General features: G+C 69.6%; 26 protein-coding genes. 18 read left to right on the top strand and 8 right to left on the bottom strand.

Annotated elements, in window-relative coordinates:
* Positions 1-36 precede the first annotated feature (36 nt).
* The 8 genes from hisD to hisI are packed head-to-tail and all read left to right on the top strand — an operon-like array spanning position 37 to position 6,451.
* Positions 37-1,377 carry a histidinol dehydrogenase gene (gene hisD, locus EL338_RS12670; protein WP_126334074.1) on the top strand — a complete coding sequence of 447 codons (1,341 nt, stop codon included), beginning with the start codon at positions 37-39 and terminating at the stop codon, positions 1,375-1,377.
* Positions 1,374-2,510, top strand: a complete 1,137-nt coding sequence (locus tag EL338_RS12665; RefSeq protein WP_126334073.1) for a histidinol-phosphate transaminase — start codon at positions 1,374-1,376, stop codon at positions 2,508-2,510. The genes hisD and EL338_RS12665 overlap by 4 nt, the downstream gene beginning before the upstream one ends.
* Positions 2,507-3,115, top strand: coding sequence for an imidazoleglycerol-phosphate dehydratase HisB (hisB, locus tag EL338_RS12660; RefSeq protein ID WP_126334072.1), 609 nt, complete (start codon positions 2,507-2,509; stop codon positions 3,113-3,115). The genes EL338_RS12665 and hisB overlap by 4 nt, the downstream gene beginning before the upstream one ends.
* Positions 3,112-3,741 (top strand): imidazole glycerol phosphate synthase subunit HisH, encoded by a 630-nt coding sequence (gene hisH / locus EL338_RS12655; RefSeq protein WP_126334071.1) that lies wholly within the window; start codon positions 3,112-3,114, stop codon positions 3,739-3,741. Before hisB ends, hisH begins: the two co-directional genes overlap by 4 nt.
* The gene (gene priA / locus EL338_RS12650; RefSeq protein WP_126334070.1) at positions 3,738-4,484 is read left to right on the top strand and encodes a bifunctional 1-(5-phosphoribosyl)-5-((5-phosphoribosylamino)methylideneamino)imidazole-4-carboxamide isomerase/phosphoribosylanthranilate isomerase PriA; all 747 of its coding nucleotides are present in this window, start codon (positions 3,738-3,740) and stop codon (positions 4,482-4,484) included. Before hisH ends, priA begins: the two co-directional genes overlap by 4 nt.
* A 7-nt stretch (positions 4,485-4,491) precedes the next feature.
* The gene (locus EL338_RS12645; protein WP_126334069.1) at positions 4,492-5,322 is read left to right on the top strand and encodes an inositol monophosphatase family protein; all 831 of its coding nucleotides are present in this window, start codon (positions 4,492-4,494) and stop codon (positions 5,320-5,322) included.
* Complete coding sequence (gene hisF / locus EL338_RS12640; protein WP_126334068.1) at positions 5,322-6,113, top strand: imidazole glycerol phosphate synthase subunit HisF; 792 nt, start codon at positions 5,322-5,324, stop codon at positions 6,111-6,113. The genes EL338_RS12645 and hisF overlap by 1 nt, the downstream gene beginning before the upstream one ends.
* Positions 6,110-6,451 carry a phosphoribosyl-AMP cyclohydrolase gene (hisI, locus tag EL338_RS12635; protein ID WP_126334067.1) on the top strand — a complete coding sequence of 114 codons (342 nt, stop codon included), beginning with the start codon at positions 6,110-6,112 and terminating at the stop codon, positions 6,449-6,451. The genes hisF and hisI overlap by 4 nt, the downstream gene beginning before the upstream one ends.
* A gap of 9 nt (positions 6,452-6,460) precedes the next feature.
* Here the strand turns inward: hisI and EL338_RS12630 are convergent, their stop codons facing one another.
* Positions 6,461-7,258: an ABC transporter ATP-binding protein gene (locus tag EL338_RS12630; RefSeq protein WP_126334066.1), complete on the bottom strand. Its 798-nt coding sequence runs from the start codon at positions 7,256-7,258 to the stop codon at positions 6,461-6,463.
* A complete protein-coding gene (locus EL338_RS12625; protein ID WP_126334065.1) occupies positions 7,255-7,725 on the bottom strand; it encodes a peroxiredoxin in 471 nt (156 codons plus the stop codon). The genes EL338_RS12630 and EL338_RS12625 overlap by 4 nt, the downstream gene beginning before the upstream one ends.
* A gap of 42 nt (positions 7,726-7,767) precedes the next feature.
* Here EL338_RS12625 and EL338_RS12620 point away from each other — a divergent pair, with 42 nt between their 5' ends.
* The 10 genes from EL338_RS12620 (at position 7,768) to EL338_RS12575 (ending at position 18,796) form a co-directional block, all read left to right on the top strand.
* A complete protein-coding gene (locus EL338_RS12620) occupies positions 7,768-9,315 on the top strand; it encodes an anthranilate synthase component I (protein ID WP_126334064.1) in 1,548 nt (515 codons plus the stop codon).
* The gene (locus EL338_RS12615; RefSeq protein WP_126334063.1) at positions 9,308-9,988 is read left to right on the top strand and encodes a TIGR02234 family membrane protein; all 681 of its coding nucleotides are present in this window, start codon (positions 9,308-9,310) and stop codon (positions 9,986-9,988) included. Before EL338_RS12620 ends, EL338_RS12615 begins: the two co-directional genes overlap by 8 nt.
* Before the next feature lie 102 nt (positions 9,989-10,090).
* The gene (trpC, locus tag EL338_RS12610; protein ID WP_126334062.1) at positions 10,091-10,909 is read left to right on the top strand and encodes an indole-3-glycerol phosphate synthase TrpC; all 819 of its coding nucleotides are present in this window, start codon (positions 10,091-10,093) and stop codon (positions 10,907-10,909) included.
* Positions 10,910-10,945: 36 nt separating this feature from the next.
* Positions 10,946-12,214 carry a tryptophan synthase subunit beta gene (trpB, locus tag EL338_RS12605; protein WP_126334061.1) on the top strand — a complete coding sequence of 423 codons (1,269 nt, stop codon included), beginning with the start codon at positions 10,946-10,948 and terminating at the stop codon, positions 12,212-12,214.
* Positions 12,211-13,017: a tryptophan synthase subunit alpha gene (gene trpA, locus EL338_RS12600; protein WP_126334060.1), complete on the top strand. Its 807-nt coding sequence runs from the start codon at positions 12,211-12,213 to the stop codon at positions 13,015-13,017. The genes trpB and trpA overlap by 4 nt, the downstream gene beginning before the upstream one ends.
* The gene (locus tag EL338_RS12595; RefSeq protein ID WP_163792142.1) at positions 13,014-15,440 is read left to right on the top strand and encodes a prolipoprotein diacylglyceryl transferase; all 2,427 of its coding nucleotides are present in this window, start codon (positions 13,014-13,016) and stop codon (positions 15,438-15,440) included. Before trpA ends, EL338_RS12595 begins: the two co-directional genes overlap by 4 nt.
* A 165-nt stretch (positions 15,441-15,605) precedes the next feature.
* Entirely contained in the window at positions 15,606-15,941 is a 336-nt protein-coding gene (locus tag EL338_RS12590) for a TM2 domain-containing protein (protein ID WP_126336835.1), read from the top strand.
* On the top strand, positions 15,931-16,344 hold the full coding sequence (locus EL338_RS12585) for a DUF2752 domain-containing protein (RefSeq protein ID WP_126334058.1): 414 nt from the start codon (positions 15,931-15,933) through the stop codon (positions 16,342-16,344). Before EL338_RS12590 ends, EL338_RS12585 begins: the two co-directional genes overlap by 11 nt.
* A 105-nt stretch (positions 16,345-16,449) precedes the next feature.
* Complete coding sequence (gene pyk, locus EL338_RS12580) at positions 16,450-17,868, top strand: pyruvate kinase (RefSeq protein ID WP_126334057.1); 1,419 nt, start codon at positions 16,450-16,452, stop codon at positions 17,866-17,868.
* 40 nt (positions 17,869-17,908) lie between these two features.
* A complete protein-coding gene (locus tag EL338_RS12575; RefSeq protein ID WP_126334056.1) occupies positions 17,909-18,796 on the top strand; it encodes an acyl-CoA thioesterase II in 888 nt (295 codons plus the stop codon).
* A 6-nt stretch (positions 18,797-18,802) separates the two neighbouring features.
* On the opposite strand, the gene EL338_RS12570 is transcribed toward EL338_RS12575, so the two are convergent.
* The 6 genes from EL338_RS12570 to EL338_RS12545 form a co-directional block, all read right to left on the bottom strand.
* On the bottom strand, positions 18,803-19,372 hold the full coding sequence (locus EL338_RS12570) for a DUF4190 domain-containing protein (RefSeq protein WP_126334055.1): 570 nt from the start codon (positions 19,370-19,372) through the stop codon (positions 18,803-18,805).
* Positions 19,373-19,387: 15 nt separating this feature from the next.
* On the bottom strand, positions 19,388-21,085 hold the full coding sequence (gene cydC / locus EL338_RS12565; protein ID WP_126334054.1) for a thiol reductant ABC exporter subunit CydC: 1,698 nt from the start codon (positions 21,083-21,085) through the stop codon (positions 19,388-19,390).
* On the bottom strand, positions 21,072-22,646 hold the full coding sequence (cydD, locus tag EL338_RS12560) for a thiol reductant ABC exporter subunit CydD (protein WP_235666515.1): 1,575 nt from the start codon (positions 22,644-22,646) through the stop codon (positions 21,072-21,074). Before cydD ends, cydC begins: the two co-directional genes overlap by 14 nt.
* Positions 22,647-22,735: 89 nt before the next feature.
* A complete protein-coding gene (gene cydB / locus EL338_RS12555; RefSeq protein ID WP_126334053.1) occupies positions 22,736-23,794 on the bottom strand; it encodes a cytochrome d ubiquinol oxidase subunit II in 1,059 nt (352 codons plus the stop codon).
* A gap of 14 nt (positions 23,795-23,808) precedes the next feature.
* Positions 23,809-25,293, bottom strand: a complete 1,485-nt coding sequence (locus EL338_RS12550; RefSeq protein ID WP_126334052.1) for a cytochrome ubiquinol oxidase subunit I — start codon at positions 25,291-25,293, stop codon at positions 23,809-23,811.
* Positions 25,294-25,407: 114 nt separating this feature from the next.
* A complete protein-coding gene (locus EL338_RS12545) occupies positions 25,408-26,052 on the bottom strand; it encodes an HdeD family acid-resistance protein (protein WP_372943627.1) in 645 nt (214 codons plus the stop codon).
* Between the last annotated feature and the right edge of the window lie 66 nt (positions 26,053-26,118).

Genomic DNA, 26,118 nt, shown 5'->3' with positions numbered 1-26,118 from the left:
TTATTCAGCTGGACCAATCAGGGACAATCGACGGTGATGGCCAATTTCCAGATGTCCCGCATCGACCTGCGCGACCGACCCCTGTCGGTGGCGCAGCTGCGCGCCGCGCTGCCGCGCGGCGGTGTCGACGTCGATGCGGTCGTGCCCAAGGTCCGTCCGATCGTCGACGACGTGGCCGAGCGGGGTGCGCCCGCGGCCCTCGACTACGGCGCATCCTTCGACGGCGTGCGGCCCGAGACCGTGCGGGTGCCCGCCGCCGCGCTGGCCCAGGCGCTGGACGCGCTGGATCCGGAGGTCCGCGCCGCCCTGGAGGTCGCGATCGCGCGGGCCCGCGCCGTGCACGCCGATCAGCGGCGCACCGACACCACCACCGAACTGGCGCCCGGGGCCACCGTCACCGAGCGGTGGGTCCCCGTCGAACGGGTCGGGCTGTACGTGCCGGGCGGCAATGCCGTCTACCCGTCGAGCGTCGTGATGAACGTCGTGCCCGCGCAGCTCGCCGGCGTCGACTCGCTGGTGATCGCCAGCCCGCCGCAGGCTTCCGGGACCGGCGCCTTCCAAGCCCTGCCGCATCCCACCATCCTGGCGGCCGCGGCGCTGCTGGGCGTCGAGGAGGTCTGGGCGGTGGGCGGCGCCCAGGCGGTCGCCCTGCTGGCCTACGGCGGCACCGACACCGACGGCGCCGAACTGGCGTCGGTGGACATGATCACCGGCCCCGGCAACATCTACGTCACCGCGGCCAAGCGGATCTGCCGCTCCCAGGTGGGCATCGACGCCGAGGCCGGACCGACCGAGATCGCGATCCTGGCCGACCACACCGCCGACCCGGTCCACGTGGCCGCCGACCTGATCAGCCAGGCCGAGCACGACGAGATGGCCGCCAGCGTGCTGGTCACCTGCAGCCCCGAGTTGGCCGATGCCACCGACCGCGAACTGACCGTCCAGCTGGCCACGACGGTGCACCGGGACCGGGTGTCGACCGCGCTGAGTGGACGGCAGTCGGCGACCGTGCTGGTCGACGACATCGATCAGGGGGTGCGGGTGGTCAACGCCTACGCCGCCGAGCACCTCGAGATCCAGACCCGCGACGCCGCCGAAGTGGCGCACCGGATCCGTTCGGCGGGCGCGATTTTCGTCGGACCGTGGTCGCCGGTGAGCCTCGGCGACTACTGCGCGGGGTCCAACCACGTGCTGCCGACCGCGGGCTGCGCCCGGCACTCGAGCGGGCTGTCGGTGCAGACCTTCCTCAAGGGCATCCACGTCGTGGACTACACCGAGGCGGCGCTCAAGGACGTTTCCGGACACGTGATCACGCTGTCCAAGGCCGAGGACCTGCCCGCGCACGGCGAGGCGGTCCGACGGAGGTTCGAGCGATGATCGGCGACTCCGTGACCCTGGCCGACCTGCCGCTGCGCGAGAATCTGCGCGGCAAATCGCCCTACGGCGCACCGCAATTGGAAGTGCCGGTGCGGTTGAACACCAACGAGAACCCGCACCCGCCCACGCAGGCGTTGATCGACGACGTGGCCGAGTCGGTCCGGGTGGCCGCGGCGCAGTTGCACCGCTACCCGGACCGCGATGCGGTGGCGCTGCGCACCGATCTGGCGGCCTACCTCACCGCGGCGACCGGGGTCGAACTCGGGGCGCAGAACGTGTGGGCGGCCAACGGTTCCAACGAGATCCTGCAGCAGTTGCTGCAGGCGTTCGGCGGGCCGGGCCGCAGCGCGATCGGGTTCGTCCCGTCGTACTCGATGCACCCGATCATCGCCGACGGCACCCAGACCCGCTGGGTCACCGCGGCGCGCTCGGCGGACTTCGGCCTGGACACCGACGTCGCGGTCGCCGAGATCGAGCAGCACCGGCCCGATGTGGTGTTCGTGACGAGCCCGAACAACCCCTCGGGCCAGAGCGTTCCGCTCGACGACCTGCGTCGGCTGCTGGACGCCATGGACACCGGCGTGCTGATCCTCGACGAGGCCTACGGCGAGTTCTCCTCTCAGCCCAGCGCCGTCGCGTTGATCGACGAGTACCCCACCAAGCTGGTGGTCAGCCGCACCATGAGCAAGGCGTTCGCGTTCGCCGGCGGCCGGCTGGGCTACCTGATCTCCTCGCCCGCGGTCATCGACGCCATGCTGCTGGTCCGGCTGCCCTACCACCTCTCGGTGCTCACCCAGGAGGCCGCGCGGGCCGCGCTGCGGCACGCCGACGACACGCTGGGCAGCGTGGCGACCCTGATCGCCGAGCGCGACCGCGTGTCACAAGCGCTGCGGGACATGGGTTTCCGGGTGATCGACAGCGATGCGAACTTTGTGTTGTTCGGCGACTTCGCCGACGCGCCGGCCAGCTGGCAGCGCTACCTCGACGCGGGCGTGCTGATCCGGGACGTCGGGATCCCGGGCCACCTCCGGACCACCATCGGATTGGCCGCCGAGAACGACGCCTTTCTGGAGGCGAGCGCCCGTCTGGCCGCCACCGAACTAGAGCAGGAAAGCCGAGTAGGAGCACCGTGAACCGCCACGCGAAGGTCGAACGCAAGACCAGGGAATCCGACATCGTCGTCGAGATCGATCTCGACGGCACCGGAAAGGTGCACGTCGACACCGGAGTTCCGTTCTTCGACCACATGCTGACCGCGCTCGGCAGTCACGCCAGCTTCGATCTGACGGTGCGCGCCGAGGGCGACGTCGACATCGAGGCGCACCACACCGTCGAGGACACCGCCATCGTGCTGGGTACCGCCCTGGGACAGGCGTTGGGGGAGAAGAAGGGCATCCGTCGCTTCGGCGATGCGTTCATCCCGATGGACGAGACGTTGGCGCACGCCGCGGTGGACGTGTCGGGCCGCCCGTATTTCGTGCACACCGGGGAACCGGAGTACATGGTGGACTTCACCATCGCGGGTTCCTCGACGCCGTACCACACCGTGATCAACCGGCACGTCTTCGAGTCGCTGGCCTTCAACGCCCGGATCGCGCTGCACGTGCGCACGCTGTACGGCCGCGACCCGCACCACATCACCGAGGCCCAGTACAAGGCCGTGGCGCGGGCGCTGCGCCAGGCCGTCGAACCCGACCCCCGGGTCACCGGTGTGCCGTCCACCAAAGGCACCCTGTGAGTCCGACTTCGGCGAAGTCGGTCGTTGTCCTCGATTACGGGTCCGGCAACCTGCGCTCGGCGCAGCGCTCGCTGGAACGGGTCGGCGCGCGCGTCGAGGTGACCGCCGACGCGACCGCGGCCGCCAACGCCGACGGTCTGGTGGTGCCCGGGGTGGGCGCCTTCGAGTCGTGCATGACCGGCCTGCGTTCGATCGACGGCGAGAAGATCATCGCGGCGCGGGTGGCCGCCGGCCGCCCGGTGCTCGGGGTCTGCGTGGGCATGCAGATCCTGTTCGCCCGCGGTGTCGAGTTCGGCGTGGAGTCCACCGGCTGCGGTCAGTGGCCCGGGGCGGTCACCCGGCTCGACGCGCCGGTGATCCCGCACATGGGTTGGAATGTCGTGCAGGCCGCGCCGGGCAGCACGCTGTTTCGTGGACTCGATGCCGACACCCGGTTCTACTTCGTGCACTCCTATGCCGCCCAACGTTGGGAAGGCAGCCCCGAGGCGCTGCTGACCTGGGCCACGCACGAGGTGCCGTTTTTGGCCGCTGTCGAGGACGGCCCGTTGGCCGCCACACAATTTCATCCGGAGAAGAGCGGCGACGCCGGCGCGGAGCTGCTCGCGAATTGGGTTGAGGGACTGTGACTTCTAAACCGCCATTGATTCTGTTGCCCGCCGTCGACGTGGTCGAGGGCAAAGCCGTGCGCCTGGTGCAGGGCAAGGCCGGCAGCGAAACCGACTACGGCTCGGCGCTCGAGGCCGCCGAGACCTGGCAGCGCGACGGCGCCGAGTGGATCCACCTGGTGGACCTCGACGCGGCGTTCGGTCGCGGCTCCAACCGCGAACTGCTGGCCGAGGTCGTCGGCAAGCTCGATGTGGCCGTGGAACTGTCCGGCGGCATCCGCGACGACGAATCCCTGACCGCCGCGCTGGCGACCGGGTGCGCGCGGGTCAACCTCGGCACCGCGGCCCTGGAGAATCCGGCCTGGTGCGCGGCGGCCATCGCCGAACACGGTGACAAGGTGGCCGTGGGGCTTGACGTACAGATCCTGGGTGGCGATCATCGCCTGCGCGGTCGCGGCTGGGAGACCGACGGCGGCGATCTGTGGGAGGTGTTGGAACGCCTTGACGCCGAGGGCTGTTCGCGCTTCGTCGTCACCGACGTCACCAAGGACGGCATGCTGACCGGCCCCAACCTCGATTTGCTCGTCCAGGTCGCCCAGCGCACCGATGCCCCGGTCATCGCCTCCGGCGGGGTGTCCAGCCTCGACGATCTGCGGGCCATCGCCACGCTGACCGACCGCGGGGTCGAGGGCGCGATCGTGGGCAAGGCGCTGTACGCGGGGCGGTTCACGCTGCCGCAGGCGCTGGCCGCGGTCAGCGGCTGAGCCGCCGATGACGCCGCCACCCGACCTCGATCCCGCCAAGCTGGCGGATTGGCTGGCGGTGGCCGCCGAGATCCTCGACGGCGCCACCGAACAGTTCATCGCCGGACATCGCGCCGAGAGCGCGGTGATGAAGAAGGGCAACGACTTCGCCACCGAGGTCGACCTGGCCATCGAGCGCCGTGTGGTCGCCGAACTGCAGCGGTTGACCGGCATCGGGGTGCACGGCGAGGAGTTCGGCGGCGAACCGCTGGACTCCGAGCTGGTCTGGGTGCTCGATCCCATCGACGGCACGTTCAACTACGCGGCCGGTTCGCCGATGGCGGCGATCCTGCTGGGACTGTTGTACAACGGCCAACCGGTGCTGGGACTGACGTGGCTGCCGTTCGTCGGGCAGCGTTTCACCAGCCTGGTGGGCAGCCCGGTGCGCGCGGGCGGCGCAGAGCTCGAACCCCTGCGGCCGACCACCCTGGCGGACTCGATCGTCGGGATCGGCACCTACAACATCGATTCCCGCGGGCACTTCCCGGGCCGGTACCGCTCGGCGATCCTGGACAACCTCAGCCGGGTCTGCTCCCGGGTGCGTATGCACGGCGCCACGGGAATCGACCTGGCCTATGTGGCTGCTGGAATTCTGGGTGGGGCAATCAGTTTCGGACACCACGTGTGGGATCACGCGGCCGGCGTCGCGCTGATCCGGGCCGCCGGCGGGATCGTCACCGACCTCGACGGCCGGCCCTGGGTCCCCGAGTCCCGGTCGGCGCTGGCCGGCGCCCCGGGAGTACACGAGGAGATGTTGGAGATCGTGCGCACGGTCGGAGATCCGGAGGACTATCGGTGATGAGCGGCGATACGCGGCCCGACGTGGCGACCCGGGTGATCCCGTGCCTGGACGTGGATGCCGGCCGGGTGGTCAAGGGCGTCAACTTCGAGAACCTCCGCGATGCGGGCGATCCGGTGGAGTTGGCGGCACGCTATGACGCCGAGGGCGCCGACGAGCTGACCTTCCTCGACGTGACGGCGTCGTCGTCGGGGCGCGCCACCATGCTCGACGTGGTGCGCCGCACCGCCGAGCAGGTGTTCATCCCGCTGACGGTCGGCGGCGGCGTGCGTTCGGTCGAGGACGTCGACGTGCTGCTGCGCGCCGGGGCCGACAAGGCCTCGGTCAACACCGCGGCCATCGCGCGACCCGAACTGCTGGCAGAACTGGCGCGGCAGTTCGGCTCCCAGTGCATCGTCTTGTCGGTCGACGCCCGCAGTGTGCCCGAGGGCGCCGCGCCGACCCCGTCGGGATGGGAGGTCACCACCCACGGCGGGCGCAAGGGCACGGGCATCGACGCGATCGAATGGGCCACCCGCGGCGCCGAATTGGGGGTGGGGGAGATCCTGCTCAACTCGATGGACGCCGACGGCACCAAGGCCGGCTTCGATCTGGCGATGCTGCGGGCGGTGCGCGCCGCGGTGGGGGTGCCGGTGATCGCCAGCGGTGGCGCCGGTGCCGTCGAACACTTCGCACCCGCGGTGGCCGCAGGCGCCGACGCGGTGTTGGCGGCCAGTGTCTTCCACTTCGGCGAGCTGACCATCCGTCAGGTCAAGGACGCCATGGCGGCAGAGGGGATTTGCGTACGATGACGCTGGACCCGGCAATCGCGGCGCGCCTCAAGCGCAACGACGACGGTCTGTTCACCGCGGTGGTCCAGGAACGCGGTAGCGGCGACGTGCTGATGGTGGCCTGGATGGACGACGACGCCCTGGCCCGCACCCTGCAAACCCGTGAGGCCACCTACTATTCGCGCTCGCGCCAACAGCAGTGGATCAAGGGCGCGACGTCGGGGCACACCCAGCGGGTGCACTCCGTGCGGCTGGACTGCGACGGCGACGCCGTGCTGCTGGTGGTCGACCAGGTCGGCGGGGCATGTCACACCGGCGACCACAGCTGCTTCGACGCCGATCAGCTGCTCGGCCCCTGAGCCGTTGTCCTACAGGTCGATTCGGTTCGCCTTGGTGCGTGCCGACCAGCGGCCGTCCACATAGCCGACCTCGATCGGATGGTCGAACGCCGCGGTGACGTTGTCGGTGGTCACCGTCTGGCGCGCGGGGCCACTGGCCACGGTGCGCCCCTCGGCGATGAGCAGCGCGTGCGTGGTGGAGGTCGGCAGCTCCTCGAGGTGGTGGGTGACCAACACCGAGGCCATGTCGGGGTGCGTCTGATCGAGGGCGTCCACCGTCTCGAGCAACTGTTCGCGGGCCGCCACGTCGAGACCGGTGGTCGGCTCGTCGAGCAGCAGCAGCCGCGGGGAGGCGATCAGGGCCCGCGCGATCAGCGCCCGGCCGCGTTCGCCCTGCGACAGCGTGGGCCAGCTGCCGTCGGCCTTGGCGGACATGCCGACCGTCTCGATCATCGCGTCGGCACGCTGCACGTCCTCGGCGGTGGGTGACCAGTGCATCGGCAGGTCGATGGTCGCGGTGATGCCGGTGAGCACCACTTCGCGCACGGTCAGCGGGCTTTGGAGCCGGTGGCGCGGGTTGACGTGCCCGATCCAGTGCCGCAGCTTGGCCAGCTCGACCCGGCCGAGCTGTTGGCCGAGCACGTGCACGGCACCGGTGGTGGGGAAGGTGACGGCGGCGCAGAAACCCAGCAGCGTGCTCTTGCCGGCGCCATTGGGACCCAGCAGCGCCCAGTGCTCACCGGGCTGCACGGTCAGGGAAATGCCGTCGATGATCTGCTTGCCGTTGCGTCGGAAGGTGACGTCGGCAAGCTCGAGCACCGGCGTCATCCGCGCGCGGCCGGGCGTGCCCGCAACGTCTCGAGCGCCTTGTCGGCGTGGGTGTCCATGCTGAGTTCGCTGGCGATCACCTCGAGCACCCGCCGGTCGGTGTCGATGACAAAGGTGGTCCGCTTGACCGGCATGAATTTGCCGAGCAAACCACGCTTCACACCGAACGCCGCGGCCACCGCACCGTCGGAATCCGACAGCAGCGGATAGTCGAACTTCTCCTTGCCGGCGAACTGCGCCTGCTTGTCGACGCTGTCGGTGCTGATGCCCACCCGCTGGGCGCCCACCGCGGCGAATTCGGCCGCCAGATCCCGGAAGTGACAGGCCTCCTTGGTGCACCCCGGGGTCATGGCGGCGGGGTAGAAGAACAACACGACCGGGCCGTCGGCCAACAGTTCGCTGAGCCTGCGCTCGGCGCCGGTCTGATCGGGCAGTGCGAAGTCCTCGACGACATCACCGGGTTTCATGATCGTCACGCTACGCCGGAGGTCTCGGAAACGTCTGGGAGGATGTTCCCCGTGCACGCCGACGTCAACATCGCCGCCACCACCACCCGGGAGGATTTCCGGGTGCTCGCGGCCGAGCACCGCGTGGTTCCGGTGACCCGCAAGGTGCTCGCCGACAGCGAGACGCCGCTGTCGGCCTACCGCAAGCTCGCGGCCAACCGGCCCGGCACCTTCCTGCTGGAGTCCGCCGAGAACGGCCGATCCTGGTCGCGCTGGTCGTTCATCGGCGCCGGCGCGCCCTCGGCGCTGACCGTGCGCGACGGCGAGGCCGTGTGGCTGGGGGCCACCCCGCAGGACGCCCCCAGCGGCGGGGATCCGCTGCAGGCCCTGCAGGCCACCCTCGAGGTGCTGCGCACCGCGGCCATGCCGGACCTGCCGCCGCTGTCGGGCGGGATGGTCGGCTTCTTCGCCTACGACCTGGTGCGCCGGCTGGAACGGCTGCCCGAGACCACCGTCGACGACCTGGGCTTGCCCGATCTGGTGATGATGCTGGCCACCGACATCGCCGCGGTGGACCACCACGAGGGCACGATCACGCTGATCGCCAACGCGGTCAACTGGAACGGCACCGACGAGCGGGTGGACGAGGCCTACGACGACGCGGTGGCCCGCCTGGACGTGATGACCGAGGCGCTGGGTCAGCCGCTGCCCTCGACGGTGGCCGGCTTCAGCCGCCCGACACCGGCGCACCGTTCGCAACGGACGGTGGCCGAGTACAGCGCCATCGTCGACAAGCTCGTCGCCGACATCGAGGCCGGTGAGGCCTTCCAGGTGGTGCCGTCGCAACGCTTCGAGATGGACACCGCCGTCGACCCGATCGACGTGTACCGGATGCTGCGCGTGTCCAACCCGAGCCCTTACATGTACCTCGTGCACGTCCCGAACGAGACTGGCGGAACGGCCTTTTCGATCGTCGGGTCCAGCCCCGAGGCGCTGGTGACGGTGCAGGACGGGTGGGCCAAGACCCATCCCATCGCCGGGACCCGGTGGCGCGGCGCCACCGAGGAGGAAGACCAGCTGCTGGAGAAGGATCTGCTCGCCGACGAGAAGGAACGCGCCGAGCATCTGATGCTCGTCGACCTCGGCCGCAACGATCTGGGCCGGGTCTGCGTACCCGGCACGGTGCGCGTCGAGGACTACAGCCACATCGAGCGCTACAGCCACGTCATGCACCTGGTGTCCACGGTCACCGGTCTGCTGGCCGACGACCACACCGCCCTGGACGCGGTGACCGCGTGCTTCCCGGCCGGGACCCTGTCGGGGGCGCCCAAGGTGCGTGCCATGGAGCTCATCGAGGAGGTCGAGCTGACCCGGCGCGGCCTGTACGGCGGCGTCGTGGGTTACCTGGACTTCGCGGGCAACGCCGACTTCGCCATCGCCATCCGCACCGCGCTGATGCGCGACGGCACCGCCTACGTGCAGTCCGGCGGCGGAGTGGTCGCCGATTCCAACGGCCCCTACGAGTTCAACGAGGCCACCAACAAGGCCAAGGCGGTGCTGGCCGCGATCGCCGCGGCCGAGACCCTGGCGGCTCCGGGCGGCCATGACTGACACACCGCGTCGCGGGCTGACCCCGATCCGCATCGCCCAGCTACTGCTGCTGGTCGCGGCCGTCGTTCTGTACGTGGCCAGCCGACTGACCTGGGTGGAGGTGGAGTCCTTCGACGAGTTGGGCCCGCCGAAGACCATCGCACTGACCGGTTCGAGGTGGTCGACGGCGCTGGTGCCGGTCGCGCTGCTGCTGGGCGCGGCCGTGGTGGCGACGCTGGCCGTGCGCGGGTGGCCGCTGCGGGTGCTGGCGCTGCTGCTGGCGGTGGTCAGCGCCGCCCTCGGCTACCTGGCGATCAGTCAATGGGTGGTGCCCGATGTCGCCCTGCGGGCCACCGAACTCGCCGAGGTCCAGCTCATCACGTTGGTGGGCAGCGAGCGGCACTACGCCGGCGCGGTGCTCACGTTGTGCGCTGGTGTCGCGACACTGGTGGCCGCGGCCCTGCTGATGCGGGCGGCCGCCCGGGAGGGGGCCACCCAGGGGCGGTACACGACGCCGGGGGCGCGTCGCGCCGCGCTGCGCGAGCAGACGCAGACCCCCGCCGATGGGTCCTCACCAGTGCAGACTTCCGAACCGATGTCCGAGCGGACGATGTGGGACGCCCTGGATGAGGGGCAGGACCCCACCGACGGGGACACGGGGCCGGAACCGGGTCCGTCGTCGGAGGGTCGGTGAAACTCGCCGCTCGATGAACGGCTACCCTTTCGGCAATGCGGTGGGACGGTGCGAACCGTTCCGAACGCGGGGTTTGGGCTAGTGCAGGAAGGAACGACTGGCATGAGTGCGCCGAACGTCCTCGACTCCATCATCGACGGGGTTCGGGCTGATGTCGCCGCTCGAGAGGCCGTCGTCAGCCTGGAGCAGATCAAGGCCGCGGCCAACGCGGCCCCGCCACCCCTGGACGTGCTGGCGGCGCTGCGTGCCCCCGGCATCGGTGTGATCGCCGAGGTCAAGCGCGCCAGCCCGTCGCGGGGCGAGTTGGCCAACATTCCCGACCCGGCCGATTTGGCCCGCGCCTACGAGAGCGGCGGTGCGCGGATCGTCAGCGTGCTGACCGAGGAACGCAAGTTCCACGGGTCGCTCGCCGACCTCGACGCCGTGCGTGCCGCGGTGTCCATCCCGGTGCTGCGCAAGGACTTCATCGTGCGGCCCTACCAGATTCACGAGGCGCGGGCGCACGGCGCGGACATGCTGCTGCTGATCGTCGCGGCCCTCGAGCAACCGGCCCTGGTGTCGATGCTCGAGCGCACCGAATCGCTGGGGATGACCGCCCTGGTCGAGGTGCACACCGAGGAGGAGGCCGACCGCGCCCTGCAGGCCGGGGCCACCGTCATCGGCGTCAACGCACGCGACCTCAAGACGCTGAAGGTGGACCGCGACTGCTTCTCGCGGATCGCGCCCGGCCTGCCCAGCAATGTCATCCGGGTGGCCGAATCCGGGGTGCGCGACACGGCCGATCTGTTGGCCTACGCCGGTGCCGGCGCGGATGCCGTGCTGGTGGGGGAGGGCGTGGTGACCAGCGGTGACCCGCGCACCGCGGTGGCCGATCTGGTGACCGCCGGCGCGCACCCGTCCTGCCCCAAGCCGGCACGCTAGCACTCGATGTTCCCCGTGCGCGAAGGGTCTTGAGCCATGGCCGATTTCACACTTCCCGACCTTCCCCGCATGAGCGCCGCGGTCTCCGAGCACACCGCGCACGGCCCCGATGAGCGCGGCCACTTCGGCGTCTACGGTGGCCGTTATGTCGCCGAGGCGCTGATGGCGGTGATCGAAGAGGTCACCGCCGCCTACGACAAGGTGCGCATCGACCGGGAGTTCCTCGACGAACTCGACCGGTTGCAGACCCACTACACCGGCCGCCCCTCACCGCTCTACGAGGCGACGCGGCTCTCCGAGCACGCCGGCGGCGCGCGGCTGTTCCTCAAGCGCGAGGACCTCAACCACACCGGCTCGCACAAGATCAACAACGTCCTCGGCCAGGCCCTGCTGGCCCGGCACATGGGCAAGAAGCGGGTCATCGCCGAGACCGGCGCCGGCCAGCACGGGGTGGCGACGGCCACCGCGTGCGCACTGCTCGACCTCGAGTGCGTGATCTACATGGGGGCGGTCGACACCGCCCGGCAGGCCCTCAACGTCGCCCGGATGCGGCTGCTGGGCGCCGAGGTGATCTCGGTCGAATCGGGGTCCAAGACCCTCAAGGACGCCATCAACGACGCGTTCCGGGACTGGGTCACCAACGCCGACTCCACCTACTACTGCTTCGGCACCGCCGCGGGCCCCCACCCGTTCCCCGCGATGGTGCGCGACTTCCAGCGCATCATCGGACTCGAGGCGCGCCAACAGATCCAGGCCCAGGCCGGCCGGCTGCCCGATGCGGCCGTGGCCTGCGTGGGCGGCGGCTCGAACGCGATCGGACTCTTCCACGCGTTCCTCGACGATCCGGGCGTGCGCCTGGTGGGCTACGAGGCCGCCGGTGACGGCGTGGAGACCGGTCGTCACGCGGCGACGTTCACCGGCGGATCGCCGGGCGCGTTCCAGGGTTCGTACTCCTACCTACTGCAGGACGAGGACGGGCAGACCATCGAATCCCATTCCATCTCAGCGGGTTTGGACTACCCGGGGGTGGGCCCCGAGCATGCCCACCTGCGTGAGATCGGGCGGGCCGAGTATCGCCCGATCACCGACTCCGAGGCGATGGACGCCTTCCGGTTGCTGTGCCGCACCGAGGGAATCATCCCGGCGATCGAGTCCGCGCACGCTGTGGCGGGCGCGCTGAAACTGGGCGCCGAACTCGGCCCCGGCACCATCGTGGTGGTAAATCTGTCTGGCCGCGGCGACAAGGACGTCGCCACCGCAGCAAAGTGGTTCGATTTGCTGGACGAATCGGCGGTGCAGTCGTGAGCGCCGCGGGCCGGCTGGGGCCGCTGTTCGAGACCGCACGCAGCGAGCAGCGCGCGGCGCTGATCGGCTACCTGCCCGTCGGTTACCCCGACGTGCCCACCTCGATCGACGCGATGACCACCCTGATCGACGCGGGCTGCGACATCGTCGAGGTCGGCATTCCCTACTCCGACCCCGGGATGGACGGACCCACCATCGCCGCGGCCACCGAGGTCGCCCTGCGCAAGGGTGTGCGGGTGCGCGACAGCCTGCGTGCCGTCGAGGCGATCAGCAACGCCGGCGGGCATGCGGTGGTGATGGTGTACTGGAACCTGGTGCTGCGCTACGGAGTCGACGCTTTCGCCCGCGACCTCGCGGCCGCCGGTGGCCTCGGCCTGGTCACGCCGGATCTGATTCCGGACGAGGCCGACGACTGGTTCGCCGCCTCCGAAGCCCACGGCCTGGACCGCATCTTCCTGGTGGCGCCGTCGTCCACACCGGAACGGTTGGCGACCACCGTCGATGCCTGCCGCGGTTTCGTCTACGTCGCCTCGACGATGGGCGTGACCGGCGCGCGCGACGCGGTGTCCAACGCCGCCCCGGAGTTGGTGGCCCGGGTCCGCGGTGTCTCCGACATCCCGACCGGCGTCGGGCTGGGGGTGCGCTCCCGCGAGCAGGCCGCCGAGATCGGCGCCTACGCCGACGGGGTCATCGTCGGCTCGGCGCTGGTGTCGGCCTTGGGCGAGGATCTGAGCACAATGCGAACGCTCACCGAGGAATTGGTGGCGGGTGTACGACAGAAGGTGACTGGGGTTTCTGGGTGATCACCACAACGCTGGCCTATTTTCCGAGTCCCCCGCAGGGGGTGTGGTTCTTAGGTCCGTTCCCGATCCGGGCCTACGCGGTGTGCATCATCATCGGCATCGTCGCCGCATTGGTCATCGGGGACCGGCGCTGGGTGGCGCGCGGGGGCGAGCAGGGCGTCATCTACGACATCGCGTTGTGGGCGGTGCCGTTCGGGCTCATCGGTGGCCGGATCTATCACGTACTGACCGATTGGCAGACCTACTTCGGCAGCGGCGGCGCGGGTGCGCTGGCCGCCCTGCGGATCTGGGACGGCGGCCTGGGCATCTGGGGGGCCGTGGCGTTCGGCGGCCTGGGCGCCTGGATCGCCTGTCGTCGACGCGGAATTCCCTTGCCCGCCTTCGGCGACGCCATCGCCCCGGGAATCGTGCTGGCCCAGGCGATCGGGCGGCTGGGTAACTACTTCAACCAGGAACTCTACGGACGCGAGACCACCGTGCCCTGGGGCATGGAGGTGTTCTACCGCCGCGACCCGTCGGGCATCATCGACGTGCACTCGCTCAACGGCGTGTCCACCGGGCAGGTCGCCGCCGTCGTCCATCCGACGTTCCTCTACGAACTGCTGTGGAACCTGCTGGTTTTCGCGGCGCTGATCTATCTCGACCGTCGGTTCAAGATCGGCCACGGCCGGTTGTTCGCGCTGTATGTGGCGGGCTATTGCATCGGTCGGTTCTGCGTCGAACTGCTGCGCGACGACTACGCCACCGAGATCGCCGGCATCCGGATCAACTCGTTCACCGCGACATTCGTCTTCATCGGCGCCATCGTCTACTTCATCCTGGCCACCAAGGGCCGGGAGGATCCGGCGACCCTGCGCGGCAAGGACCGGGAAAGCCTCGCCGAGGAGATCGTCGAGGACCTGTCCGCCGTGGCGGCGACGTCCGGGGTGGTCGCCGCTGCCACCGTGGCCGGCCGCGAAGAGGACGAGGACACCGAGACGGCCAAACTCGACGACGACGAATTGGCCGCGATCATCGCCGAACTCGACACCGAGGCCGATACCGAAACCGGCGACGAAGCGGGTGAGGTGGTCGAGGACAGCGATGACACCGCTCCGGCAGTGGGCGAACTCGACACCGAAGCCGCAGAAGAAGCCGCCGAATCGGAGGACGAGTCTGACTCGAACGCCGAAGCCGACGAACAAGCAGACGAGGCCGCCGAGGACAGCGACGAGACCGCCCCGGCAGTCGGCGAACTCGACACCGAAGCCGCAGAAGAAGTCACCGACAGCGAGACCGAGGATGAACAGTCGGAAGCGCCCGCCGAACCTGCCGAGGCCAGTGCCGACGAGACCAGCGACGACGAGACCGACGCACCCGACGCCGTAGCCCCGGCAGACGAGGCCGCCGAGGACAGTGACGAAACCGCCCCGGCAGTCGGCGAACTCGACACCGAAGCGGCTGAAGAAGCCGCAGAAGAAGCCGCCGACAGCGAAACCGAGGATCAGCAGCCCGAATCCGCTGACGATTCTCGACGCGACACAGATACCGACACCGAACGTGCCGAGGTCGGCGACGACGAATCCCAGGCTTCGGACGCGGAGACGACCGAAGCCGCGGCCCAAGACGAACCCGATGCCGCTGACGTTGAGGAAGCCGCCGAATCGGAGGACGAGTCTGACTCGAACGCCGAAGCCGACGAACAAGCAGACGAGACCGCCGAGGACAGCGACGAAACCGCCCCGGCAGTCGGCGAACTCGACACCGAAGCCGCAGAAGAAGCCGCCGACGAAGTCACCGACAGCGAGACCGAGGACGAGGAGCCTGCGGAATCCGACGCAGAGGCGACCGAAGTCGCGGCCGACGACGAACCCGATGCCGCTGACGTTGAGGAAGCCGCCGAATCGGAGGACGAGTCTGACTCGAACGCCGAAGCCGGCGAACAAGCAGACGAGGCCGCCGAGGACAGCGACGAGACCGCCCCGGCAGTCGGCGAACTCGACACCGAGGCGGCCGAAGCAGCCGCGCAAGAGGCCAGTGACGGCGAGGCCGAGGAGGAGCAACCCGAATCCGCGGAAGGGGAATCTGAGGCCGCCGAGGAATCCGAACGCGGCACAGAACCAGACGCCGAAACGGCTGAGGCCAGCGCCGACGAGACCGAGGCACCCGACGCGGAGACAACTGACTCTGCGGCCGTGGACGAACTCGATTCCGAGGCTGCCGAAGAGAGTGCCGAACCGGCGGACGAAGCCCCCGAGGACGCCGCTGAGTCGCCTCCTGAGGCCACCGACGACGAATCCGCGACGGATGAGACCGACGAGGCCGAGGCGGAACCGGAGACCCCCGATGAGGGATCGGAGACCTCCGCGGAGTCCGAGGAACCACCTACCGACGAGAGCGCTTCGGAGCCGGCGCGCAAGCGTCGCTGGTGGCGCCGCCGCTGACCGTAGCCGGGTTCGGTCTGGCATCCTGAAGGCATGACTTCCACGCCCGGTCCTTCGGAAGGCGACGGCACCCCGCCGCAGCAACAGTCCTCCTACGAGTACCCGCCGCTGCACGGATTCGAGGATGTCTCCTCGCAGTCGCAGCAGTCGAGCTATCCGCCGCCGATGCCGCCGCAATACGGCGCGCAGCCGCAATACCCGCCGCCACCCGGGGGCTACTACGACCCCTCGGCCCCCTGGGGCCGCCACCCGGTGACCGGCGAACCGTTCTCCGACAAGTCCAAAGTCGTTGCGGGCCTTCTGCAACTCGTCGGCCTGGTCGGCATCTGCGGCATCGGCCGGTTCTATCTCGGCGACACCGGCCTGGGCATCACCCAGCTGATCGTCGGCATCGTCACCTGCGGCATCGGGGCGGTCATCTGGGGCATCATCGACGCCGTCCTGATCCTCACCGACCGCGTGCGCGACCCGCACGGTCGGCCGCTGCGCGATGGCACCTGACGGGTCTCAATCCACCCGCGTCGCCCGGTATTCGGCGTTGGGCGCCGGCGCCGCGGTGGCCGGCGGTCTGGCCTACGTCGGGCTCGTCGATCCGCATCGGCCGGGATCGGTGTTCCCGCCGTGTCCGTTCAAGATGATCACCGGCTGGGATTGCCCGGCCTGCGGCGGCCTTCGCATGACCCACGACCTGCTGCACGGCGACCTGGCGGGCGCCGTCGCCGACAACGTCTTCCTGCTGATCGGCCTACCGCTGCTGTTGGTGTGGGGGCTGTGGCGGTGGCGGACCGCCAAGCCGTTGTTCACCTGGTGGACCGGTGCGACCGTGCTGGTCGCGCTGGCCGCCTGGACGGTGGTCCGCAACCTGCCCGGTTTCCCGTTGGTGCCGACCGTCCTCGACACCTGATCCGGATTGCCGGCAGGTGGCTCAACAGCGAAATGTGGCCGCCGAAAACCGGCCGTCATCTGTATCGGTCGAGATGCCGTCTGACTGCGACTATGCTGGCTTCACGTGACCAGACGCGCCAAGATCGTATGCACCTTGGGACCAGCCACCGCGACCGACGACAAGACCCGAGCGCTTGTCGAGGCCGGTATGGATGTGGCCCGGCTGAACTTCAGCCACGGTGACTATCTCGACCACAAGGAAAACTACGAGCGGGTGCGGCAGGCGTCGGACGCCACCGGTCGCGCCGTGGGGATCCTCGCGGACCTGCAGGGCCCCAAGATCCGGCTGGGCCGCTTCGCCGAGGGGCCGGTCTACTGGGCCACCGGTGAGACCGTGCGCATCACCACCGAGGAGTGCACGGGCACCCATGAGCGCGTCTCCACCACCTACAAGCAGCTCGCCGCCGATGCGCAGCCGGGGGACCGGCTGCTCGTCGACGACGGCAAGGTGGGCCTGGTCGTCGAACACATCGACGGAAACGACGTCGTGTGCACCGTCACCGAGGGCGGACCGGTCAGCAACAACAAGGGGTTGTCGCTGCCGGGCATGAACGTCTCGGTGCCGGCGCTGACCGAGAAGGACATCGAGGACCTCGAGTTCGCCCTGCACCTGGGGGTCGACCTGATCGCGCTGTCCTTCGTCCGGTCGCCGGCCGACGTCGAGATCGTGCACGAGGTCATGGACCGGGTCGGTCGCCGGGTCCCGGTCATCGCGAAACTCGAAAAGCCCGAAGCCATCGACAATCTCGAGGCCATCGTGTTGGCCTTCGACGCGGTCATGGTGGCGCGTGGCGACCTCGGTGTCGAGCTCCCGCTCGAAGAGGTGCCGCTGGTGCAGAAGCGGGCCATCCAGATGGCCCGCGAGAACGCCAAGCCGGTGATCGTCGCCACCCAGATGCTCGAGTCGATGATCGAGAACTCCCGCCCCACCCGGGCGGAGGCCTCCGACGTCGCCAACGCGGTCCTCGACGGCGCCGACGCGGTGATGCTCTCCGGCGAGACGTCGGTGGGCAAGTACCCGCTGGAGGCGGTGCGGACGATGGCCCGCATCATCAGCGCGGTCGAGGAGAATTCCATTGCGGCACCGCCGTTGACGCACCTGCCGCGCACCAAGCGCGGGGTGATCTCGTATGCCGCCCGCGATATCGGCGAGCGCCTGGACGCCAAGGCGCTGGTGGCGTTCACCCAGTCCGGTGACACCGTCAAGCGGCTGGCCCGGCTGCACACCCACCTGCCGCTGTTGGCCTTCACCGCGTGGCCCGAGGTGCGCAGCCAGCTCGCATTGACCTGGGGCACCGAGACTTTCCTGGTCGACAAGATGGTCGCCACCGACGACATGATCCGCGAGGTGGACAGGTCGCTGCTCGAACTCGGCCGGTACAAGCGGGGTGACCTGGTGGTCATCGTCGCGGGTGCTCCGCCGGGCACAGTAGGCTCGACCAATCTGATCCACGTCCACCGCATCGGGGAGGACGACCACTAAGGCGGGAACGCCCGGCAGCCACCAGGAGGCTCGACGTCAGATGAGGACATCCGCCCACACTGATTTCGAGGAGTTGCTGGCGATACTCGACCTGCGCAAGGTCGACGGCGACGGCGGTACGGAGACCTTCTTCGGGGCACATCCGAGCAAGAACCCCATCCGCACGTTCGGGGGCCAGATGATGGCCCAGGCGTTCGTGGCCGGCAGCCGCACCGTCCCGGCGAATCTGCCGCCGAGTGCCCTCAACTTCCATTTCATCGCCGGCGGTGACCCGGCGCAGGATCTGGAGTTCACCGTCGTGCGGCTGCGCGACGAACGGCGCTTCGCCAACCGTCGCGTCGACGTCACCCAGAACGGTGTGCTGCTGGGCACCGCGCTCATCTCCTACCTGGCGGGGGGCCGCGGGCTGGAGCACAACATCAGCGCCCCCGAGGTGCCCGAGCCCGAGGGCCTGCCGAAGATCGATGAGCTGCTGGTCGGCTACGAGGAGACGGTGCCGCTGTTCGTGGAGGCGTCACGGCCCATCGAGTGGCGCTACACCAACGATCCGGCGTGGATCATGCGCGACAAGGGCGCCAAGCTCGACCACAACCGGGTGTGGATGACGACCGAGGGCCCCATGCCCGACGACCCGGTGCTGCACTGCGCCGCGATGGTGTACTCGTCGGACACCACCATCCTGGACTCGATCATCACCACGCACGGGTTGTCGTGGGGCCACGACCGCATCTTCGCCGTCTCCATCGACCACTCGGTGTGGTTCCACCGCCCGGTCCGGTTCGACGAGTGGGTGCTCTATTCGACGACGTCGCCAGTGGCCTCGGATTCAACAGGTCTGGGTACCGGGCACTTCTTCAACCGCGACGGTCAGATCGTGGCGACGGTCGTGCAAGAGGGGATCGTCAAGCACTTCCCGAGCCGCAAGTAGGGATTCTCACCCGCCCGGCAACGGGGTGGTCGTCATGCCGAACTTCTCCTCGAGCCTGCCGCGGAACTCGTCCTCGCACTGCGCCTGGGCCACCCGGTCGTTGCCGGCGTCCTGCATGCAGTCGAAATAGTCACGGCCACCCCAGTCCATGAACCAGCGGCCGAACACGACGGCGACCACGATCAGCACCAGACTCAGCAGCACGCCGAGGGCGCCCAGCACGATGCCGGCGACGGCCACCCCGCCGTTGTTCGCCTCGCCCCGCGAGACCCGGCCGCGCCCCATGAAGCCCAGCACGATGGCGGTGATGCCGAGGATGAGCCCGCCGATGATGGTGAGGGCCGCGGGCAGCGACAGCAGCGCCACCACCAGCGCGGCCACCCCGAGGCCGTTGCGCATCATCTGCGGCGGGGTGCCGTAGCCCGAGTACGGCTGCGGCGGGGGCGGCGGGTACGCGCCATAACCGCCGTAGCCGCCCGGCGGTGGGGGATACGACGGGGGTGTCGAGCTGGAACCGCTGGGGTTGTTCGGCTCGTCGGAGCTCCCGGTGGAACCCGGGGGCGGTGGCAGGGTCATTGAACGCGCTCCAGGTCAAGTGGCATGTGGACGACCGCCAGCCAGGGTACCCGCCGATGCCGACACCGCGCGGTGATGTAGACGCAGGACCGGGACCTGTTCGGTGAGGTCCGCCGGCAGGTGGTGGGTGGCCAGCACCACCGTGCGATCTGGGCCGAACAACCCGCCGCCGGGCGCCAGCAGGTCGCGCAACAACGCGTCGGAGGCCGCGGCGTCGAGGTGTTCGGTGGGTTCGTCGAGCAACAGGACCGGGGAGCGCGATAGCAGCACCCGGGCCAGCAGGAGGCGACGCCGCTGCCCCGCGGACACCGCGGCCGCGCCGCCGACCAGGATGGTGTCGAGTCCGTCGGGAAGTCCGTCGCGCCAGTGCCGCAGGCCCACCCGCGTCAACACGGCCTCGAGTTCGTCGTCGGTGCAGTCGCCGCGCACGACCAGCAGGTTGTCGCGCACGGTGGTGGCAAAGAGGTGCGCGTCCTCGGCGAAATAGGTGATCTTGCTGCGCAATTCGGCCTCGGCGAGCTGTGTGAGCGGATATCCGCCGAGGGTGACCGCGCCGTCGAGCGCCGGGATCAGCCCGGCCAGCGTCATCAGCACGGTGCTCTTTCCGCATCCGCTGGGCCCGGTGATGGCCAGGCGCGCACCCAGCGGTAGCTCGAGGTCGACCGGGACGGTGCGCGCCGCGGTGGGATGTCCCGCCACGGCGCGGGCCCGCACGACCAGATCGGTCGGTGCCGCCGAATGCGCCGGGGCCACGTCCGGTTCGTCGTCGACCAGGTCGAACAGCCGGCGGGCCGCGATGCGCGAGCGGGTCAGTTGCACCGCGGCGGCCGGCAACGCGGTGGTGGCCTCGAATGACGACAGCGGCAGCAGCATCAGGATGGCCAGCGTGGTCGGGGCCACCGAGGAGGCGATCCCGATCCCCACGACGACGGCACCCAGCACGCTGGCCCCGATCGCCGCGGTGGGCATCGCCGCGCCGAACGCCGCCGGGCGGGCGGCCTCATCCAGCGCGTCGCCCCAGTTGCGTTGGTGGTGTTCGGATTCGGCGATCACCGCGGGCAGCCGACCGCTGACCTTCAGCTCCGGGCCGTGATCCAGCGCCGTCATCGCGGCCACGTCGCGCTCGGCGTGGTGCAGGCGGGCGAGTTGCTCCTGGGCGGCCGCGCCGCGCGCGGACAGCCACGGCGCCACCACCCCGGCGAGCACCAGACAGGCGGCGAGGATGGCCGCGGCGGGCCAGGAGATGACCGCGATGACGCCGACGGCGGCGACCGACAGGATGACCGCGACGGCGATCGGCAGGACCGCGCGCACCAGCGCGTCGGAGAGTTCGTCGACGTCGTGGCCCACCCGGCTGACCAACTCGCCCTCGTGCAGGCGCGCGGTCAGCTCCGGGCGTCCGTGCGCCAGTCGGCGATAGATCTGCTCGCGCGCGGACCCGGCCGCCCGCAGGGCCGTGTCGTGGGAGGCCAACCGCTCGCAGTACTGCAGCACGCCGCGGGAGATGCCGAACGCGCGCACCGCCACCACCGCCACCGACAGATCGAGGATGGGCGGCATCTGCCACGCGCGGGTGATCAGCCACGCCGCCACCCCCGCTAGAGCCAGGGCGCTGCCCAGCGAGAGCACTCCACACACCACGGCCAGCGCGAGGCGGGGCAGCCGCGGCCGCAGCAGCACCAGGGCGCGGAACAACGGGTCACGCCGGAACATGGCTACCCACCTCGATGACGTGATCGGCGACGGCCAGCACCGGCCGGCGGTGTCCGACCAGCACCACCGTGTCGCCGCGATCCGCGCGGGCGCGCAGCGCCGCCAACACGCGGTCCTCGGTCGCCGGGTCGAGGTGCGCGGTGGGTTCGTCGAGCAGCAGCAGCGAGGCGTCCGACCCCAGGGCGCGGGCCAGGCCGAGACGCTGCCGCTGCCCCAGCGACAGCCCGAGCCCACCGCGGCCCACGACGGTGGCGTCGCCCTCGGGGAGCTCGTCGAGCACCGAGTCGAAACCCGCTGCGGCGCACGCGGTATCGGCGTCGGTGAGCGCTCCGAACAGGGCCAGGTTGGCCGCGACCGTGCCGGGCACCAGCACCGGGCGCTGCGGCAGCCAGACCAGTTGCGGCCACCACTGCCCGCGGTCCAGGTCCGCGATGTCGACGCCGTGGACGGTGACGCGGCCCGCCGTCGGCTCGGCCACCCCGGCGAGCACCTGCAGGGTGGTCGACTTGCCGGCGCCGTTGGGGCCGGTGAGCACGGTGATCCGGCCGGGTTCGATGCGCCCGGACAGCCCCGCCGGCCGGGGCCCGTCGCGCCCGGCGACGGTGAGGGACTCGAGGCGGATCGGCGCCCCGGCGGCGCGCACCGTGCGGGTTCCGGTGGCTTCCGGCGCAGCGGTGTCGATCAGCGCGAACGCCTTGCCGGCGGCGGTTTTCCCGTCCTCGGCGGCGTGGTAGGCCACCCCGACCCGGCGCAGCGGCCAGAACACGTCCGGGGCCAGCAGCAGCACGGTCAGGCCCGCGGCCAGTCCGACGTTGCCGTAGACCAACCGCAGACCGACGCTGACCGCGACCAGCGCCACCCCCAACGTGGCCAGCAGTTCCAGCACCAGGCTGGACATGAACGCGATGCGCAGCGTCGACATCGCCGAACGGCGGTGTGCGGCATTGAGTTCGGCGATGCGTTCACCCGGGCCCTCGGCGCGGCCCAGGGCGCGCAGCGTGGGGATCCCGGCGATCAGGTCCAACAGCCTGGCCTGCAACGTGGTCATGGCGGTCAGCGCGGCCGCCGAGCGGTCCGCGGTGACCAGACCGATGAGCACCATGAACAGCGGGATCAACGGCAGGGCGATCAGCACGATCGCGGCGGCCTGCAGGTCGTAGATCGCCATGGCCGCCAGGGCCGCCGGTGTCAGGAGCGCGGCGAGCAGCAGGGCGGGCAGGTAACCGGTGAAGTAGGGCCGCAGGTCGTCGAGTCCGCGCAGCACGACCACGGCGGCGTCGTCGCGGCGGGCGGCCAACTCGCGCGGGGATCCGGCGGTGACCGCGCGCAGCACCTGCCCGCTGAGGTCGGCGATCGCCGCGCTGGCCTCGCGCTGACTGATCCGGGCCTGCAGCCACTGCGCCGCGGTGCGCACGGTCCAGATCAGGGCCAGCCAGGCCAACGGCGGGAGCTGCTGCTCGAGGGTGCGACTGCCGGGGTCGGTGATGAGTTCGGCGACCAGGTGCGCGAGCACGATCGCCGAGGCGATGGCGCACGCGGCGGTGACCACACCGCAGCCCACGGTGCCGAGCAGGAATCGCCGCACCGACGCCGACGCCCGCACCAGGCGGGCCAATTCGGCCCGGCCGCGTCTGCCGGATTCCTCGGTACTCAGGACGTGCGCCCCGGTAGTCCGATGGAGGCGGGGATGCGCTCCGCCGAGATGCGTCTGCGGAAGACCCAGTACGTCCACGCCTGATAGCCGACCACCAGTGGCGCGAAAATGGCCGCGGCCCAGGTCATGACCTTCAGCGTGTACGGATTGGACGACGCGTTGTAGATGGTCAGGTTCCAGTCCGGATTCAGGGTGGACGGCAACAGGTTCGGATACAGGTCGATGAACAGCATGCCGACCACGCCGACGACCACCACAGTGGTCAGCGTGAACGCCCAGCCGTCGCGGGTGCCGGCCCGCAGCAAGGCGACGGCGCCCAGCAGCGCGAGCACCGCGATGCCGAACGCGACCCAGGAACCCGGCTTGCCATAGACCAGCTGCGTCCACAGTCCGAACAGCCCGGCGACGACCACCACGGGGGCCAACAGCCAGCGGCCGATGCGCAGCGCGTTGTCGCGGACCTCGCCCAGGGTTTTCAAGGCCAGGAAGGCCACGCCGTGCAGCAGGAAGATCCCGCAGGTGGCCAGCCCGCCCAGCAGCGTGTAGGGGTTGACGACGTCACTGAACGTCAGGCCGACCACCTGCTGGTCCTCGGCCACGGGCAGACCGCGCAGCATGATGGCGAAGGCCGTGCCCCACAGGATCGCCGGAATCCACGAGCCCACGGCGATGCCGATGTCGGCCCAGTGCCGCCATTTCGGGTCGTCGATCTTGCCGCGCCATTCGATCGCGACGACCCGCAGGATCATCGAGAACAGGATGATCAGCAGCGGGATGAACAGCCCGGAGAACACCGTGGCGTACCACCCGGGGAATGCGGCGAACATGGCGCCGCCCGCGGTGATCAGCCAGACCTCGTTGCCGTCCCAGACCGGTCCGATGGTGTTGAGCACGGCGCGACGATGATTGTCGTCGGCCTCCGGGCCACCCGACCGGCCGGCCATCTTGCCCAGCGGTGCCATCAGCATGCCGACGCCGAAGTCGAAGCCCTCCAGGACGAAGAACCCGAGGAAGAGCACCGCGACCAGAATGAACCAGAGTTCCTGTAAGCCCATCGTCGATCAGCTCCTTAATAGGCGAAGGACAGTGGAGCGACGTCGTCGTCGGCCGGCGGTTCGGGGGGCGCCGGTTCCGAGTCGTGCTCCTGCGGGCCCACGGCCACGTAGCGACGCAGCAGGTAGAACCAGATCACCGCGAGTACCGCGTAGGTCAGCGTCAGGGTGGTCAGCGAGATCCACACCATGCCCACCGAGTGGTTGGACACGCCGTCCTGCACGGTGAGTCGGATCAGTTGATCGCCGTCGGGGTTGGGCACCACCACCCAGGGTTGCCGACCCATCTCGGTGAAGATCCAGCCGGCGCTGTTGGCCAGGAACGGCGTCGGGATGGTCAGCAGCGCGAACCGGGAGAACCACCGCTGGTCCGGTATTCGCCCGCCGCGGGTCAGCCACAGTGCGGTCAGCGCGAAGAGCACGGGGACCAGCAGCAGCCCGATCATCGCCCGGAACGCCCAGTAGGTGACGAAGAGATTCGGGCGGTAGTTGCCCGGCCCGAATTTCTCCTCGGCCTGGGCCTGAAGATCCTCGACGCCCTCGAGGGTGACGCCGGAGACCCGGCCCTCGGCCAGCAGCGGCAGCACCCAGGGCACCTCGATGACGCGGACGATGCTGTCGCAGTTGTTGTGCGTGCCGACGGTCAGCACGGAGAACATCGGGTCGGTCTCGGTATGGCACAGCGACTCCGCCGACGCCATCTTCATGGGCTGCTGGTGGAACATCAGCTTGCCCTGGATGTCCCCGGTGAAGATCAGGGCGACGGCCGACACCAGCGCCACCCAGCAGCCGAGGACGGCCGCGGGCCGGTACATGCCGGCCGGCGCCGGCACCTTCTCGACGGCGGCGCCACCGTTGTCCGCCACGGCTCTTCGGCTCCGCACCATCCACCAGGCGCACACGGCGGCGACAAAGGTGCCGGCGGTCAGGAACGCACCGGCCACCGCGTGCAGGAACGCCCAGATGGCGGTGTTGTTGGTGAACAGTTCGAGGATGCTGTGCAATTCGGCGCGGCCGGTGTCCGGGTTGAAGGTGGCACCGACGGGATGCTGCATGAACGAGTTCGCGCTGATGATGAAGAACGCGGACATGTTGACCGCGATCGCGACGATCCAGATGCACGCCAGGTGCACGATCCGGGGGAGCCGGGTCCAGCCGAAGATCCACAGCCCGATGAAGGTGGATTCGAAGAAGAAGGCCGCCAGGCCCTCCATCGCCAGCGGGGCGCCGAAGACGTCACCGACGAACCGGGAGTACTCGCTCCAGTTCATGCCGAACTGGAATTCCTGCACGATGCCCGTGGCCACGCCGATGGCGAAGTTGATCAGGAACAGCTTGCCGAAGAACCGCGTCAGCCGATACCACTCCGAGCGTCCGGTGACGTGCCAGATGGTCTGCATCACGGCGATCAGGGGAGCCAGGCCGATCGTCAGGGGCACGAAGATGAAGTGGTAGACGGTCGTGATTCCGAACTGCCACCGCGAAACGTCCAAAGCATCCATGCGCACTACTCCCGGGGCTGCGAAGCGAGGTTCCTACTACGGACTGTAGTAGGCGTATTGGGTTACGGCCAGTGTGATTCCACCCGCACCCCTGACGGACCTACGAAGATGGACCTACGAAGACACCGCATTGGCGGCCTTCCGGATCCCCAACGCGGCGATCACCTCGAAGACGCCGAGCACGATCAGCCAGACGCCGACGACCAGCGTCAGCACACCGAGCGAACCGAACGGCGTCGCCAGCATCACCACACCGGCCAGCAGGCTCACCACACCGAAGAAGATCTCCCAGCCGCGGCCCGGCAGCGTGGGGTCGCTGATCGCCGAGACCGCGGTGGCCACACCGCGGAAGATGAAGCCGATGCCGATCCAGATCGCGAGCAACAGGATGGACTCCTGCAGGCTGCGGAAACACAGCACCGCCAACACCAGCGCGGCCGCGCCGCTGATGAACAACAGCACGCGGCCACCGGCCGAGACGTGCAAGGTGAAGGCGAAGACCACCTGCGCGATACCGCTCACGAGCAGATACACGCCGAAGATGATGGCGGCCACCAGGATTGTGGTGCCCGGCCAGGCGAGCACCAACACACCCAGGATGACCGCGGCGACCCCCGACAACAGGGTGGTCTTCCACAGGTGCGGCAACAACGCTGGGACGGTGGTGGATCCGGTGACGGTGCTGGATCCGGCCGTCGAACCCGGTCGAACTACGTCGGTTGAATCGCTGCTCTGTGCCATGGCCGAAGTGTGGCACACCGGCGGTTTTGTGGGTCGCATTTGCGAATCCGTCCACTGGGTGGTGAAGACACCCCTTAATGTTCG

Source organism: Mycolicibacterium chitae (genome assembly GCF_900637205.1).
Classification (GTDB): domain Bacteria; phylum Actinomycetota; class Actinomycetes; order Mycobacteriales; family Mycobacteriaceae; genus Mycobacterium; species Mycobacterium chitae.
This window is presented reverse-complemented; position numbering and strand designations above follow the sequence as displayed.

What these genes read in the sequence shown, in the direction of transcription:
- trpC (WP_126334062.1), top strand. Translation starts at nt 10,091, where the DNA reads ATGAGTGCGCCGAACGTCCTCGACTCCATCATCGACGGGGTTCGGGCT.
- EL338_RS12585 (WP_126334058.1), top strand. Translation starts at nt 15,931, where the DNA reads ATGGCACCTGACGGGTCTCAATCCACCCGCGTCGCCCGGTATTCGGCG.
- cydC (WP_126334054.1), bottom strand. Translation starts at nt 21,085, where the DNA reads ATGTTCCGGCGTGACCCGTTGTTCCGCGCCCTGGTGCTGCTGCGGCCG.
- hisI (WP_126334067.1), top strand. Translation starts at nt 6,110, where the DNA reads ATGACGCTGGACCCGGCAATCGCGGCGCGCCTCAAGCGCAACGACGAC.
- EL338_RS12590 (WP_126336835.1), top strand. Translation starts at nt 15,606, where the DNA reads ATGCCGCCGCAATACGGCGCGCAGCCGCAATACCCGCCGCCACCCGGG.
- trpB (WP_126334061.1), top strand. Translation starts at nt 10,946, where the DNA reads ATGGCCGATTTCACACTTCCCGACCTTCCCCGCATGAGCGCCGCGGTC.
- EL338_RS12570 (WP_126334055.1), bottom strand. Translation starts at nt 19,372, where the DNA reads ATGACCCTGCCACCGCCCCCGGGTTCCACCGGGAGCTCCGACGAGCCG.
- EL338_RS12620 (WP_126334064.1), top strand. Translation starts at nt 7,768, where the DNA reads ATGTTCCCCGTGCACGCCGACGTCAACATCGCCGCCACCACCACCCGG.
- EL338_RS12625 (WP_126334065.1), bottom strand. Translation starts at nt 7,725, where the DNA reads ATGAAACCCGGTGATGTCGTCGAGGACTTCGCACTGCCCGATCAGACC.
- EL338_RS12645 (WP_126334069.1), top strand. Translation starts at nt 4,492, where the DNA reads ATGACGCCGCCACCCGACCTCGATCCCGCCAAGCTGGCGGATTGGCTG.
- hisD (WP_126334074.1), top strand. Translation starts at nt 37, where the DNA reads ATGGCCAATTTCCAGATGTCCCGCATCGACCTGCGCGACCGACCCCTG.
- EL338_RS12665 (WP_126334073.1), top strand. Translation starts at nt 1,374, where the DNA reads ATGATCGGCGACTCCGTGACCCTGGCCGACCTGCCGCTGCGCGAGAAT.
- EL338_RS12575 (WP_126334056.1), top strand. Translation starts at nt 17,909, where the DNA reads ATGAGGACATCCGCCCACACTGATTTCGAGGAGTTGCTGGCGATACTC.
- EL338_RS12630 (WP_126334066.1), bottom strand. Translation starts at nt 7,258, where the DNA reads ATGACGCCGGTGCTCGAGCTTGCCGACGTCACCTTCCGACGCAACGGC.
- cydB (WP_126334053.1), bottom strand. Translation starts at nt 23,794, where the DNA reads ATGGGCTTACAGGAACTCTGGTTCATTCTGGTCGCGGTGCTCTTCCTC.
- EL338_RS12550 (WP_126334052.1), bottom strand. Translation starts at nt 25,293, where the DNA reads ATGGATGCTTTGGACGTTTCGCGGTGGCAGTTCGGAATCACGACCGTC.
- hisF (WP_126334068.1), top strand. Translation starts at nt 5,322, where the DNA reads ATGAGCGGCGATACGCGGCCCGACGTGGCGACCCGGGTGATCCCGTGC.
- EL338_RS12615 (WP_126334063.1), top strand. Translation starts at nt 9,308, where the DNA reads ATGACTGACACACCGCGTCGCGGGCTGACCCCGATCCGCATCGCCCAG.